Annotated in this window: 14 protein-coding genes; 8 read left to right on the forward strand and 6 right to left on the reverse strand. The window is 47.1% G+C overall.

Annotated elements, in window-relative coordinates; translation table 11 throughout:
• A complete protein-coding gene (locus tag EP181_RS10610) occupies positions 1-279 on the forward strand; it encodes a peptidylprolyl isomerase (protein WP_127471605.1) in 279 nt (92 codons plus the stop codon).
• A 93-nt stretch (positions 280-372) separates the two neighbouring features.
• Here EP181_RS10610 and EP181_RS10615 read toward each other — a convergent pair whose 3' ends face one another.
• Genes EP181_RS10615 through EP181_RS10635 form a run of 5 tightly spaced genes read right to left on the reverse strand, consistent with a single transcriptional unit; the run spans position 373 to position 5,166 of the window.
• Positions 373-1,581 (reverse strand): ABC transporter permease, encoded by a 1,209-nt coding sequence (locus EP181_RS10615; RefSeq protein ID WP_127471606.1) that lies wholly within the window; start codon positions 1,579-1,581, stop codon positions 373-375.
• Positions 1,578-2,285 (reverse strand): ABC transporter ATP-binding protein, encoded by a 708-nt coding sequence (locus tag EP181_RS10620; RefSeq protein WP_127471607.1) that lies wholly within the window; start codon positions 2,283-2,285, stop codon positions 1,578-1,580. The genes EP181_RS10615 and EP181_RS10620 overlap by 4 nt, the downstream gene beginning before the upstream one ends.
• Entirely contained in the window at positions 2,285-2,488 is a 204-nt protein-coding gene (locus EP181_RS10625) for a hypothetical protein (RefSeq protein WP_127471608.1), read from the reverse strand. Before EP181_RS10625 ends, EP181_RS10620 begins: the two co-directional genes overlap by 1 nt.
• 29 nt (positions 2,489-2,517) lie before the next feature.
• Entirely contained in the window at positions 2,518-3,636 is a 1,119-nt protein-coding gene (locus EP181_RS10630) for an efflux RND transporter periplasmic adaptor subunit (protein WP_127471609.1), read from the reverse strand.
• Between the two features lie 3 nt (positions 3,637-3,639).
• Positions 3,640-5,166: an efflux transporter outer membrane subunit gene (locus EP181_RS10635; RefSeq protein WP_172959746.1), complete on the reverse strand. Its 1,527-nt coding sequence runs from the start codon at positions 5,164-5,166 to the stop codon at positions 3,640-3,642.
• A gap of 228 nt (positions 5,167-5,394) precedes the next feature.
• On the opposite strand from EP181_RS10635, the gene rpoH reads away from it, so the two are divergent.
• From rpoH to EP181_RS10665, 6 genes are all read left to right on the forward strand, one after another.
• Positions 5,395-6,309 carry an RNA polymerase sigma factor RpoH gene (gene rpoH / locus EP181_RS10640; protein WP_127471611.1) on the forward strand — a complete coding sequence of 305 codons (915 nt, stop codon included), beginning with the start codon at positions 5,395-5,397 and terminating at the stop codon, positions 6,307-6,309.
• 201 nt (positions 6,310-6,510) lie between these two features.
• Entirely contained in the window at positions 6,511-7,203 is a 693-nt protein-coding gene (locus tag EP181_RS10645) for a YoaK family protein (RefSeq protein WP_127471612.1), read from the forward strand.
• A gap of 76 nt (positions 7,204-7,279) precedes the next feature.
• Positions 7,280-9,430 (forward strand): 5-histidylcysteine sulfoxide synthase, encoded by a 2,151-nt coding sequence (gene ovoA, locus EP181_RS10650; protein WP_127471613.1) that lies wholly within the window; start codon positions 7,280-7,282, stop codon positions 9,428-9,430.
• Positions 9,431-9,808: 378 nt separating this feature from the next.
• Positions 9,809-10,477, forward strand: coding sequence for a CsgG/HfaB family protein (locus EP181_RS10655; protein ID WP_127471614.1), 669 nt, complete (start codon positions 9,809-9,811; stop codon positions 10,475-10,477).
• A gap of 21 nt (positions 10,478-10,498) precedes the next feature.
• On the forward strand, positions 10,499-10,870 hold the full coding sequence (locus EP181_RS10660; RefSeq protein ID WP_127471615.1) for a DUF4810 domain-containing protein: 372 nt from the start codon (positions 10,499-10,501) through the stop codon (positions 10,868-10,870).
• Positions 10,871-10,933: 63 nt separating this feature from the next.
• Entirely contained in the window at positions 10,934-11,578 is a 645-nt protein-coding gene (locus EP181_RS10665; protein ID WP_127471616.1) for a DUF799 domain-containing protein, read from the forward strand.
• Between the two features lie 326 nt (positions 11,579-11,904).
• Here the strand turns inward: EP181_RS10665 and EP181_RS10670 are convergent, their stop codons facing one another.
• Positions 11,905-13,242, reverse strand: coding sequence for a TIGR03862 family flavoprotein (locus EP181_RS10670; RefSeq protein WP_232023435.1), 1,338 nt, complete (start codon positions 13,240-13,242; stop codon positions 11,905-11,907).
• 274 nt (positions 13,243-13,516) lie between these two features.
• On the opposite strand from EP181_RS10670, the gene EP181_RS10675 reads away from it, so the two are divergent.
• Positions 13,517-14,833 carry a diguanylate cyclase domain-containing protein gene (locus EP181_RS10675; protein ID WP_127471618.1) on the forward strand — a complete coding sequence of 439 codons (1,317 nt, stop codon included), beginning with the start codon at positions 13,517-13,519 and terminating at the stop codon, positions 14,831-14,833.
• Positions 14,834-14,936 lie beyond the last annotated feature (103 nt).

Below are 14,936 nucleotides of genomic sequence, written 5' to 3' on the forward strand. Positions count from 1 at the left end.
ATGGCCATTGCCAGTACCCGCCACATTTTAGTCAAAACCCAAGAACAAGCCTTAGCGCTCAAACAACAACTCGCCAAAGGCGGCGATTTTGCCCAATTGGCCAAAAAACACTCCCTGTGCAACTCAGCCAAAAAAGGCGGCCATTTGGGCGAGTTTGCGCCCGGAAAAATGCTCAAAGCGTTTGACGACGTAGTGTTTAAATTACCGGTTCTTACCGTACATGGCCCGATTAAAACCAAATTTGGCTTTCATTTAATTGAAACTATTTATCGCAGTTAATCTTTTTTAGAGACCTTTGCTAATCGACGTTATAAGCCCTTTCTCGCTAAAATGCATTTGACCAGGCCTGGTGGGTTGATATTTTAATGTGACCTACTCATGCCTTAACGCATCAATGGGGTTTAGGCGGGCGGCGTTGCGGGCTGGAAAGTAGCCAAAAATAACGCCTATCACCGCTGAAAACACAAACGCTAAGACCATAATGCTTACATCAAACATCAGCGGCAGTCCCATTAAGGCGGTTAATCCGGCCGAGGCTCCGATGGCCAATGCAATGCCAATTAATCCACCCAGCGACGACAGCACCACGGCCTCGACCAAAAACTGCAACAACACTTCGCGCTCTAACGCGCCAATGGCCATGCGGATGCCAATTTCGCGGGTGCGTTCGGTCACCGCCACCAACATAATGTTCATAATGCCAATGCCGCCCACCAATAAACTCACCGCCGCCACCGCCCCCAAAAGCATGGTCATTACCTTGGTGGTGCCGGTTAAGGCGTTGGTTATTTCGCGGGTGTCCATCACCGAAAAATCGTTTTTTTGCATTTGACTTAAATGCCGACGGTCGCGCATCAACTGGGTAATGGCGCGGTTGACAATGTCGGTATTAATATTGGGTTTTACCGCAATGCGAATCATCGTAATGTCTTGATTACCGGTAAGGCGTCGTTGCACGGTTTTAAGCGGCATAATGAGCGTATCGTCTTGATCCGAGCCCATCATCGACTGACCTTTGGGCGCCAACACGCCAATAATTTCGCACGAAAAATTTTGTAATCGGACGCGCTGTCCCAACGGTTCGGCTCCAGAAAACAGCTCTTTTACCAAGGTAGCGCCAATCAGACAACTCGTTTTGCCCGCCCCCAGCTCGGCCTTGTTAAAGGTGCGACCTTGGGCGAGCGTCCAGTTGCCGGTGATAAAATAATCGTTGGTGGTGCCCACCACATTGGTGCTCCAATTAAGATTACCAAACACCGCCGTTACCGAACGACTGACCGTGGGTGCGACCGCCACCAACGAGCTGATTTCGGCTTGAATGGCCTGCGCGTCTTCGACTTTAAACAGACGTGAGCTGCTGCTGTCACTGCCCGGCCCCATGCGTTGACCGGGCATCACCATTAACAAATTACTGCCCAAACTGGACACTTGCTGGGTGACTTTTTGGGTGGCGCCGTTGCCAACGGTAACCATGGTAATGACCGCCGACACACCGATAATAATCCCCAGCATGGTTAAGGCCGAGCGCATTAAATTGCGGCTAATCTCTCTAAACGCCAATAACAGTACATTCCAAATCATTCGGGTGACCTACTTTTGTTTGTCGCTGAATCGTGCTCAACCTGGCCGTCCACAAAGTGAATTAACCGCTGTGCAAACTGCGCCATCTCAGACTCATGGGTGACCATTAAAATGGTAATGCCCAACTCGCTGTTAAGCTGACTTAACAGTTGCATAATCTCTTTACTGCGCGCGGTGTCTAGATTGCCCGTGGGCTCGTCGGCCAATAACACCCGTGGATTGGTTACCAAAGCACGCGCAATGGCCACGCGTTGTTGTTGGCCGCCCGACAGTTCGCTCGAGCGATGGTTTTCCCAGCCGTCTAAGCCCACCAACGCCAAGGCTTTACGCGCGGCGGCGTGGCGTTGTGCGCGTGCCATGCCGCGATACAACAACGGCAGCTCGACGTTTTCGAGCGCGGTGGTGCGCGCCAATAAGTTAAACCCCTGAAACACAAACCCCAAATAATGCCGACGCAACAAGGCCAATTGGTCGCGCGTCAGTTGTTCAACGTGCACACCGTCAAACAGGTATTCGCCTGCGCTGGCGCTGTCCAAACAGCCCAATAAGTTCATCACCGTCGATTTGCCCGAACCACTGGGACCCATAATGGCCACAAACTCACCTTCGTTAATATCAAAACTCACGTCGTTTAACGCGGTAAATTCTGAAGCACCTTGGCCGTAGCGTTTTACAATGCGGTTAAATTGAATTAACGGCGACATTACAGCGGCACCTCAACACCCACAATCAGCGCGTCACCGGCTTGCAAGGCGTTGTCTTGACTTTCGAGCACCTCAATTTGATTGCCCGTGGTGTCACCGGTTTTAATTTTTACCCCTTGCGGCTGCCCATTGACCAAACGCCACACGGTGCGATAGCCCTGTGGGTCATCTGGCGTTGCCGCCCCTTGCGGAAGGCTGGGCATGCGCCGTGGCATGGGAATAAACGAATCGACTAAACTTTTTGGGCGCGCGGTGCCACATTAAGCACATCGGGGGTAAAACGTAAGGCGGCTTGCGGAATGAGCAACACATCGGCCTTTTCTTTTACCAAAACATCGGCACTGGCGGTCATGCCCGGACGCAAGGTTAAATCGGGGTTATTGACCTCTAACAAGGTGGTGTAGGTCACCACGCCGTTGGTGGTTTGCGAACCAAAACGCACCTGTTTAATCTGCGCCGGAAACACCACATTGGGGTATGCGTCTACGGTAAAACTCGCCGTTTGCCCTGCCTTAACCAAGCCCACATCGGCCTCGTCCACGTCCACTTGCAGTTCCATGCGGCTTAAATCTTCAGCCAAAGTAAACAGGATGGGCGCCGACATGGTCGCCGCCACCGTTTGCCCACGTTCAATCGAGCGAATGAGCACCACTCCGTTAATAGGGGAAACTATGTCAGTTTTAGCCATATCGGTTTGATACAGCTCTAAAGTGGCTTTGGCTTTTTCAACCTCGGCCAACGCCATGGCTTTGCTGGATTGTGCGCGCTTAAGCTGGGCTTGCGCTGCCAAAAAATCGGCTTGCGAAGGTAATTTGCCGTCCGACAGTTTTTTGATGGTGTGCATGCGCACCATATGGGCTTGCGCCTCTTCGAGCGTGGCGTTGGCTTGCAGCACCGTCGCATTGGCCACTTGCAACGCCGCTTGGGCTTGTAAGGTTTGCGCATGCAACTTGTCGGTATTAAGCCTGGCTAATAATTGGCCTTTGGTGACGGTGTCGTTAAAGTCTACAAACACCTCGTCAATTTTGCCCGACAACTCACTGCCCACTTCCACTTTATTGGTGGGTTGCAAGGTGCCGGTGGCCGCTACGGTGGCGCGAATGTCGCCACGCTGAATGGTTTGGGTTTGGTAGCTTGGGGCTTTATCGGCGTTAGGCAAACTTAACCACCACGCTACGGCGGCTAACAGAACCACACCCAACGCGCTTAACAACAACCACTTACGCACAGTGTGCGGCTTGGCATTGAGCTTGAGCGTTTGCTCAATAGTCGGCTTGCTGGTCTTAATGGGCTTAATTGCACTGCTTGAATCGCTGTCTGATGTTTGGTCTAATTTTGTCTCTAAACGCATAACTTACTCCAAAACGGGGGATGAATAAGGCGCAAAGGGCACCAAGGTATCGGGGGTAGAAACGGGCGCTTGCGACAGCGCCCAGTGTCCAGCAATGGCTTTAGACAAACTCACCAATTGCGTTAACTCATCCACGTGCACATCAATAAATTGTTGGCGCAAACTTAAGCGCGTGCGCTGTGCCACCAACACGTCGCTAAAGCCTTGCTCGCCCACTTGGTATTGAATCAACGCCAATTGCTCTTCTTGCTCGGCGGCTTGCAATGCCAGGGTTAACGACCGATACGTTTGCCGACTGGCGTGCAAACCGCTTAAGGCATCTTGGGTCTCTTTTAACGCATTTAAGAGAATTTTTTGATAATTTAACCAGGCCTGGTGCTCTTGTTCAGCTTGGCTTTGGCGTTGTGCGTCACGCGCACCGCCGTCAAACAAAACCTGGGTTGCCCCCAACGTGAGCGTGCGGACTAACCCATCCACACTCAACAACTCGCTTAAATTAGCGCCACTGCTGGTCAAACTGCCACGCAAACTCAACTTAGGCCATAAATTGGCACGCGCCTCGTCGGTTAAGGCCATCGCCGCCACCAAACGGTGCTCGGCCGCTTGCACATCAGGACGTTGGCGCAGCAACTCAGCTGGCAAAGGCAACAACACGCTGGCGGGTACATTCGGTAAAAGAGCTTTATCAGGTAAAAGGACTTCATCGCGCTCATCGCGCACACCGTTTAAACCAGCCGGCAACGCTTGCGGCGCTTGTCCCAATAACACCGCTAACTGGGTTTGAGTTTGCTTAATGCGCTGTTGCAAGCCCGGTACACTGCTGGCGGTTTGTTGATAACTGCGGGTGGCTTGTTGAACCGGCAACTGGGTGACCAGGCCTGCTTGATATTGCATTTTGGTTAAATTAAGGGTTTCTAACCAACTTTGCAAAGACGATTGTGTGAGCGTTAACTGCTGTTGCAACGCCCGTAATTGCAGATAATTTAACACCACCTCGCCACTCAAACTGACCAGCACATTGGCGTAATCGGCTTGGCTTGCCAACACCTGAGCATCGCGCGCGCTCAACGCCATGCGCCCACCGCCAAATACATCCAACTCCCAACTGGCGTCCAGTCCGGCGTTATAAACGCTTGAACTGGCCTGCTCGGTAGACTGAGCCGTTGCACCGGCTGACGTACCCAGTTGTGGCCCTAAACCCCCTTGCGTTTGGCTTCGCAACGCCCGCGCCTGACGAATCACCGACGCCGCCGACAACACATCGGGGTTAGCGCGCATGGCCTGCGCCATCAATTGATTTAACACTGCATCGTTTAACGTTAACCACCAGGCCTGGTCAGGTGCGTAAACAGCACGGTCACTGACCATTAATGGCTCGTTCCACGCATTGGGTGCGTCCAGCGCGGGTGGGGTTCTTGGGCTGATGGAACTGCAACCCGATAATGACCAAGAGAACCCCAACGGTAACGACAAGGCGAACGACAATGCCAACACACTGGGCGGTATAAATATAAAACGTAATCGCTGCACGGTAAATCTCCGTAAGTCTCTGTCAATATTTGTGAATCGCTGTAAATGGCTGTAAAACGAAACAAAACACGGAACTTGTAATACACACTTTACCACTTAAAACCCTTTAAAACCGTTTCTAAACTTACCTTAAATTATGACAACAGCATGAACCTATTAGCACTCTATTGCAATGAGTGCTAAAAATCAGTATAGTTTTTTTACATTAATTTAAAGAGGTCTATGAGCATGCAAAAATCACTTACAAGCCCACACGCCATCTTATCTGCGCCGGCGTTAAAGGCGAATCCTCCTGTAAAAAACCCCAATTTAGCGTTGTCGGTTCAGCTGGTGCCTGGGCAAAATTTAGAAACTTATTTGCAAACTGTTAAAAAAATTCAGGCGTTAAGTCCCCAAGAAGAGCGTGCGCTGGCCGAACAACTTTACTATCACCAAGACGTTAACGCCGCACGCCAGCTTATCTTGTCGTCGTTGCGCTTTGTGGTGCCCGTGGCGCGCAGCTACAACGGCTACGGTTTGCCATTGGGCGACATTATTCAAGAAGGTAACATTGGGTTAATGAAAGCCGTTAAACGCTTTAACCCCGAAGAAAATGTGCGCTTAATGACCTTTGCAGTACACTGGATTCGCGCTGAAATTAACGAATACGTGATTAAAAACTGGCGTATTGTTAAAACCGCCACCACCAAAGCGCAACGCAAACTGTTTTTTAAACTGCGCAGTACCAAAAAAACGTTGGAATGGTTTGGCGATAAAGACGCCGACCTGGTGGCCAAAGAGCTGGGTGTAACGCGTGCCGATGTATTAGAGATGGAAACCCGCTTGTACGGCAAAGATTTATCGGTGGACATGCCCACCGACGACGACAACGAAAACACCACGTTTCCTATTTTAGTCAGCCAAGAACTCAACCCAGAAATGGCGTTAATTCAACAAAGCACGGCCGACTACGAAATGAAACGCATGCGTAACGCACTAGCCACCCTTGACCCTCGCAGTCGTGACATTTTGCAACGCCGCTGGTTAAACGACCAAAAGGCGGGTTTAAAAGAGTTGTCGCAAGAGTACGGCGTCTCAATGGAGCGCATTCGTCAAGTTGAAAAGCAAGCCATGGATAAGTTAAAAAACCAATTATTGGCGTAATATCTTGCGTAATATCTGGCGTAACACTTGCAACCTTTAACACTGTTTTAACCAGGCCTGCTTAACGCAGGCTTTTTTGTATATTATTTTTGTGTGTTATTTTTGTATATTAAACATGTATGAACACACCCTTATTTTTACCCGCCAAGCCTGCTAAAGGCTCTATAATAAATTCTCAATTCTATTAAAAAGAATCCCACTATGCCGCAATCCGTGCTACCGAGCCCTTTAATAACCAATCTAAACAAAACCCCTGTGTTTATTTTAGCGGGCTTAATGTCGTTTGTGGCCGGTTACATTAACAGTGCCATGCTCATGGAATTTGCCTTACCCGTCAGTCAAATGACCGGCATTGCCTCACTCATAAGCGATACCATCGTAACCTCGCAATGGGGAGTATTGTGGGATGCGTGCCGTATTTTATTGGGGTTTTTGTTGGGTGCTATATTGTCAGGCTGGATGATTGGTCATCGCCAATATCGGCAAGACAAAAGCTACGGTTATGCGCTGCTTAGCATCAGTGGTTTACTGGGATTGGCGGCGGTGTTTGCCTTTATTCACTCCGAAGTGTCGGTGTTTTTGGCCGCCGTAGCCTGCGGATTGCAAAACGCCATGGTGGCCAGTTTTAAAGGCCTGCAAATTCGCACCACCCACATGACCGGCATTGTGACCGACATTGGCGTGCATTTGTCGCTGTGGCTTAAACACAAAACCCCGTGGGGCTGGCAATCGAGCTTGCTGATGGTATTATTAATCAGTTTTGTGGCGGGTGGCGCCACTGGTATTTTGGCGTACAGCTCTATGCCTAAAATCGCTATGGTGTTTCCCAGCATCATTATGGCGCTGCTGGGCGCACTGTATTTAATACAAATGTGGCGTGCACGCGCCCATTAAACCCATTATTAATGCTACAACACCTATACAAATACTATACAATAGTGGTCAATTTAAAATCACTTCCGGAGTTTTCATGTTAAGTCGAGCAGAACTGGTGGCCCAACCCCTTTTACTTAACCAAGGAAATGTTCAGGCCAAGCGCGCCGAAATTAAAGCCTACTTTAACCAAACGCAAGACACCTACGAGGCGCTGTTTACCACACTCGCCTGCGACCAAGCGTTTTACGAGCGCCCCTGCAGCTTGCGCCATCCGTTAATTTTTTACTTTGGTCACACCGCGACGTTTTTTACCAATAAATTGGTGCTGGCCAAGTTACTGCCGCAACGCATCAATCCGCACATCGAATCACTGTGCGCCATTGGTGTAGATGAAATGTCGTGGGACGACCTAAACGACGCCCATTACGACTGGCCAACGGTTGCGCAAGTTCGGACCTACCGCGCGCAAGTGCGAGAGGCCATCAACACCCTAATCGACCAGGTTGAGTTTAGCCTACCCATTGACTGGCAAAGCCCCATGTGGCCGATTATGATGGGCATTGAGCACGAGCGCATTCACCTAGAAACCTCGTCGGTACTCATTCGCCAACTGCCTATTCACTTAGTTGTGCCCAGCGCGCTGTTTCCGGTGTGTCCGCACCACGGTCACGCGCCCGAAAACATTTTATTTGACGTTCCACCAGGCCTGGTCAACATTGATCATACCGATCCGGTCGAAACTTATGGCTGGGACAACGAATACGGCCAACATCAAGCCCACATAGACGCCTTTAAAGCGGCGGCGTTTTTGGTGTCTAACCAAGAATATTTAGACTTTGTGGACGCAGACGGTTACCACAACCCACAATATTGGGACGATGAAGGCAACCGTTGGCGCGAATTTAGCCCAGTAAAACACCCCACTTTTTGGCTTAAAAAAGCCGACCAATGGCATTTGCGCTGCATGACCGACGAAATTGCCATGCCCTGGAACTGGCCAGTGGAAGTCAACGCGCTGGAAGCCGCCGCGTTTTGCCGTTGGAAAAGCCAACAAACCGGCCGGCCGTTGCGCCTGCCCAGCGAAGACGAATATTTACGTCTGCGCGACCACACCCAAGCTCAAACACACGTGCATCTTGCCAATGTTAATTTGCAGCACTTCGCCTCGTCGGTTGCGGTTAACACTGTTAAAACCGGCGACTTTTTTGACGTGATTGGCAACGTCTGGCAATGGACACAAACGCCTATTTATCCGTTTACCGGCTTTAAAGTTCACCCACTGTACGACGACTTTACCACCCCCACGTTTGACAACAAACACAACCTGTTTAAAGGCGGCAGCTGGATATCGACCGGCAATGAAATCAACGGCCATTCGCGTTACGCGTTTAGACGGCACTTTTTTCAGCACGCCGGGTTTAGGTACATTGAATCCAACCACGCGGTGCAAACTCAATTTATTACCTACGAAACCGACCCCATCATTACCCAGCCCTGCGAATTTAACTATGGCGACGCCGTGCCCAACTTATCCAGCTTGCCCAACCTGGCACAAGCCTGCGCGCAACACGCCATTAACGCCCTACAAACCGACGCGGCCATGGCACAACGCCAAGCGCAAGGTCAGTTAAACGTGTTAGATGTGGGGTGTTCGGTCGGACGCAGCAGCTTTGAACTGGCGCGTTACGCCAACCAAGTTACAGGTTTGGATTTTTCGGCACGCTTTATAAAAGTCGCCAATCAGCTAAAAGAGCGTGGCTCAATTTTATATACCCTGCCGCTGGAAGGCGACATTATGGACTTTAAAGAGCGCACGCTTGACGCGCTTGGATTAAGCGATGTGGCGCAAAAATGCACCTTTTTGCAACAAGACGCCGCCAACTTAAAACCCATTTTTAGCGGTTACGATCTAATTATGGCCGTCAATCTACTCGAAAAACTCTACCAACCGCGCGCCTTTTTAGCCACACAGGACTCACGCCTAAACCCAGGTGGATTATTAGTACTCAGCTCGACCTATCAATGGGATACCAACATTACCGCCAAAACCGAGTGGCTAGGCGGCTACAAAGACACCCAAAGCGGCGAAAACGTCACCAGCTTAGAAGGCTTACAAGCGGCATTAAAAGATCAATTTGAATTAATTCACACCCACGAACAAGCCTTTGCCGAATACCAAAACTTGCGCCACGCACATTGCAAAACAGCTCAAATAACCGTGTGGAAAAAGCGAAGTGTGTCGTAATTAATTCAAAATTAATAACATTAATAACATTAATAACATTAACAACACGCTCAATGCCCTCTAAAAATTAAAAGTTAGAGGCGAAAAAATCTGCCTGATTGAGACTCGAACCTTGTGAATAGCTGGCTTTTCACAAGGTTGCCAAAGAAAAGCAGGCAAAATTTAACCACTTTTAGGCGTACATCCACACGTGCGAGGGTCTCACTAATACCTGGTGAATAATCCTCAGACAAGTCACCCTCTGAAACTTCAAAGTAAAGTGTGACTTGAAGTTAACAAAATATAACACTAACACAATAGTAAAAAACACTAACTTAATACTATCAAATAATTGCTTTAAACAATATAATTGTATTTTTTTACTATTAAGGCACTTTCATGAAGCACCACATCCCCGCTATTCTTTTAGTTTCTTCTTTTTCTCTAGTAGGTTGTGCAACAGATTCGTCCCGAGTACTTGAAACCACCAAGGTCGAAAGTTACCAAACCCAGTACCAGGGTAAAAAAAGTCCCATTGCTGTCGGCAAATTTGATAACCGTTCAAGCTTTATGAATGGTGTTTTTTCAGATGGTTCAAATCAATTAGGCAGTCAAGCCAAAACTATTTTATTGACACATCTACAACAAACAGGTCGATTTAATGTTTTAGAGCGCGACAATATGCAAGAAACCGAAATGGAAGCCAAATTAAACAAGAAAGCTCAGACACTAAAAGGTGCTGATTTTGTAGTGACGGGAGATGTCACGGAGTTTGGCCGTAAAAATGTTGGCGACACTCAATTATTTGGGGTCTTAGGTCGTGGTAAATCTCAAATCGCTTATGCAAAAGTCAATTTAAACATTGTAAACGTCAACACCTCAGAATTAATTTATTCGGCCACTGGTGCAGGTGAGTTTGAACTATCTACGCGTGAAGTTATCGGCTTTGGCGGCACGGCGGGATACGACTCAACATTAAATGGGAAAGTCCTTGATTTAGCCATTAGAGAAGCCGTAAACAACCTTGTAAAGGGTATTGAAAATGGACAATGGCAGCCTAATAACTAACTATAAAAACAGGAAAAAAACATGTTAACGCATACAAGATTTATCCGAATTATCACTTTAGCCGCCATCGCAACCTTGGTAGGATGTTCAAGCGCTCCTAAGCAAGCTTATAACTGGAACGAGTACCAACCCAGTGTTTACAGCTACCTTTCAAACAATGGCACAAGCATTGATGAGCAAATAGAAAAACTTGAAAAAAATCGACAAACCGCACAAGAGGACGGTCAAGCGCTTCCACCCGGATTTCAAGCGCACTTAGGCATGCTTTATGGCCAAAAAGGTGACACTGAAAAAATGAAAACCTTATTCTTAAATGAAAAAACCCAATTCCCTGCTTCGGCTAAATACATTGATTTTTTACTTTCTGATAAGTCGAAAAAAATCTCCAATTAAAGACATAGAAAGCCTTGTATGATCCGTTTATGCAGGGCGTTTAAATTAACAGGAAGATAATTTATGCATTTAAAAACATTAAGCTCAACAATTCTTTTAACCGCATTCTTAACGGGTTGCGCCACCCAAGAAGTTCAGCCTTATGATTACACCGAGTACAAAAAAAGCAACCCAACCTCAATCCTAATAATGCCGCCTATTAACGATTCCGTTGACGTTAATGCTTCTAATAGCGTGTTAGCACAATCCACTTTTCCACTAGCCGAATCGGGTTATTACGTTTTACCCGTAGCGTTAACCCAAGAAACTTTTCAAAATAATGGCCTGACTGAACCACAAGAAATTCAGTCATTACCCATACAAAAACTATATGAAATTTTTGGTGCCGATGCAGGGCTTTATATAAAAATTACTGACTATGGCACAAAATATATAGTTATTTCTAGTCAAACTATTGTGACGGCAGAAGCTCGTTTAGTTGATTTAAAAACAGGTGCCTTACTATGGCAAGGCAAGGCGACTGCCAGCTCGCAAGAACAAAAAGGAACTAACACCAGCCTAGTAGGTATGTTGGTGAGTGCTGTCGTTGATCAAATTGTAGATACCGCTTCTGAGCGTGGACATCAAATCGCTGGTATTACCACTTTTAGACTGCTTACAGCAAAGCCAAATGGCATTCTTCATGGTCCATTGTCACAACTAAAATAAAATATTTTGTCTAAAACTCGCTTAAAAAATCTTATTTAAATAAGACTTGTTAAGCCGCTACCGCTAACAGCGTAGTGGCTTTTTTTATAAAATTTTAACCATTTTTGGACGTACACCCACTCGTGCAAGAGCCTCGTTTAGTCTGGTCAGCCACAACAATCAATTCGACCAGATGCGTAAACGATAAACTCGATAAAACCTTAGCTTGCCATTGTTGTGATGCGGGGTGAATTTGGGTGTCAGTGAATCCTGAATTTGTGCATACTTAATTTGCCAATAACCCCGTTCAATCTTAACCCTTACACAAGCCATGCCTACACGACTTTTTAATTTAAATGTTCTAAAACCCCTTGGGCGGCCACTTGGGCGCTGGCTAGGACGGCGGTGAGCAGGTAGCCGCCAGTGGGGACTTCCCAGTCGAGCATTTCGCCGGTGCAAAATACTCCTGGGCAGTGCTTGAGCATTAGGTGCTCAGTCAGCTCGCTTAACAGTACGCCGCCGGCGGTGCTAATGGCTTCATCCATGGGGCGGGGGCTTAAAATGGGCAATGGCAAGGCTTTTAGGGTGCGTGCCACGGTGGGCATGTCGTTGAGTTGGTGCGAAGTTAACACTTCGCGTAATAGACCGATTTGCACTGGATTTAAACCAGCGCGTTTTAAAAACGAACTTAGACTCTGTTTGCCGCGCGGTTTTAACAGTTGCGCCTGCAACTGCGCGGGCGATTTGTCGGGCATAAGATCTAACCACAACGGCAACGAGGCATTGACTAGGCCTGGTTGACTTGAGCTTGAACTTGAGTTTGAATTTAAATTTGAGTCTTGATGTTTATTCAACGCCAAAAGACTTTCGCGCAACGGAGCCGACAGCGCGTAAATGGCGCTGCCTTCTAAACCGTGTTGCGTAATCATCGCCTCGCCGAGTTTGTGCCACGCTTTTCCCGCATGATCGGTAAAGCTTAGGGCGACATTTTTAATGGGTTGACCGGCAAATTTTTGGGCAAACACGCTGCTCCAACCCACATTAAAACCGCCATTGCTGGGCTTAAACGGTGCCAAGGCTACGCCGCGCTGGCTTAACAACTCGGCCCACAACCCGTTAGAACCCAAACGCGCCCAACTGGCGCCGCCCAACGCCAAAACGGTGGCGTTGGGGGTAAGCGATACGTCGCGCGCCGGGGTGTGGTGTTGGTCTAAAAAGCGCAATTCGCCTTGCGCGCTCCAGCCCTGCCAACGATGGCGCATGGCAAATTGCACCCCCAATCCGCGCAACCGCGTGAGCCATGCGCGCAATAAGGGCGCGGCTTGCATGCTGGTGGGATAGACGCGCCCCGAACTGCCAATAAAGGTTTCAATGCCCAACTCACTCGCCCATTGGCGTAAACCGTTGGCGTCTAAGGTGTGCAACCACGTATTGACCACATCGCTTTGGTCGCCGTAACGGCTGACAAACTGGTCGTACGCCTCACTGTGAGTTAAATTTAACCCCCCGCGCCCCGCTTGCAATAATTTGCGCCCCGCCGAGGGCATGGCGTCAAACACCGTAACCAATACACCTTGTTTGGCCAGGCATTCGGCGGCCATTAAACCGGCCGGGCCTGCGCCTATAATGGCCACGGTTGGGGTAAGAGCTTCACCATCATGTTGCTGTTCACGCGCGTTAATCAACTTTAACACCTTTAGACACATCTATTAATCGGCTTGTTTAAGGCGCAAATTTTAAGCTAAAAACACGCAATATAGATTTTAAATCGGTTTATTCAAACAATTTAACCAGGCCTGGTCAAATCGCTAAACTGCGTTTTATTTGAGACCTGTGAATAATTGAAAGGAATAAGTGGGAAATAATGACCATCTTCTTATTTTTTATAGAAAAAATTGTTAAACCCTATTATTATCGTTTATGCGTAAAATTTAAACATCACGGGTAAACCAGCCATAGATGAAACCTCAACTAGACAATATCATTAATAGAAAGCCGCTTTACTGGCTTGCCGCGCTATTGCTGGTCGGGTATACCATTACTGTTACCGTGGTACATCAACAACTAAAAAATACCGTTATTGAAAGTAAGCTAGATGAATTAAACCAGCATATCCTCTATCAAAAATCACTACGTAAATACATCAACACTGAACTTAAGCCCGTTATTTACAAACTACAAGAACAACAAATACTCTCTTATGATTATTTTGACCCTCATGTTCTGTCGGGTACTTTTATTGCTAGAAGCATTTATAAGATTTTTGATGAAAACTTAGATTCCAAAAAGATCAACAGCTGGAAATATCGACTGGCTGCTAACACCCCTCGAAATCCAATCAACCAAGCAACGCCTGCTGAAATTGAACTGCTCGATAAATTCAATAACAATCCAGATTTAATACATATCCACCAGATTGATATCGTTAATGGTGAGGAGATTCTCTACTATGCTGCACCATTTAATCCAAATGATGCGAGTTGTTTAACGTGTCATGGTGATCCTAAGGATGCACCCAAAGGGCTTGTTGAAAAATATGGCTCGGTAAATGGCTTTTATGAAAAAATTGGCAACATACGCGCCTTTATTTCATATCGCCTAAACCTGTCTGAAAGCATGGCTTACGCTCACAAAACCTTTATGGCTATCAGCATAATTATACTTTTCTTAGTGTTGATTTTCTTTGCCATTGCAAGCTGGGCATATTTAATAGAGCAAAAAAGAAAGCTCCTAGTTGCTCGCCAACAAGAAGAGTTGGAGTTTGTAGCTCATCATGACTTTTTGACCAAGTTAAAAAATCGTCATGGCTTAAATCGTGATTTCAAAGAGCAATTAACGGCCCTCAACAACGAAGCTCTTCATTATTCTAATCTCTGGGTGGTGATGCTCGACATCGATTTTTTCAAAGCAATCAATGATGATTTTGGTCATGACATCGGTGATATAACACTGCAAAAGTTTGGTGCCATTCTTCAAGAAGAAGTAAACACCCTTGAGCATGCCCAAGCCTACCGGCTGGGGGGAGAAGAATTTTTAATGATTATTCGAAACACCGACGCTAAAATCATAAACGCGATTTACACAGACATTTGTGAATCATTAGCCAACATCGAGATTCAGGGCTTAGATAGAACGATTCAGCTCTCCGCTGGAGCAACCGAAGTCCAGCGTGACGAACATCAGTTTGACATTCTTAAACGAGTAGACAACGCTTTATATCAAGCCAAACAGCAAGGCAGAAATCGCCTAGTAATTATTTACAAAGGTCTCAAATAGATTTTTTTATAAGCAATTTACTTTAACAACTTTAACAACTTTAATATTTTAATATTTTAATATTTTAATATTTTAATATTTTAATAAGTTTCAAAGTCACCAT

Source organism: Thiomicrorhabdus aquaedulcis, from assembly GCF_004001325.1.
Lineage (GTDB): Bacteria > Pseudomonadota > Gammaproteobacteria > Thiomicrospirales > Thiomicrospiraceae > Thiomicrorhabdus > Thiomicrorhabdus aquaedulcis.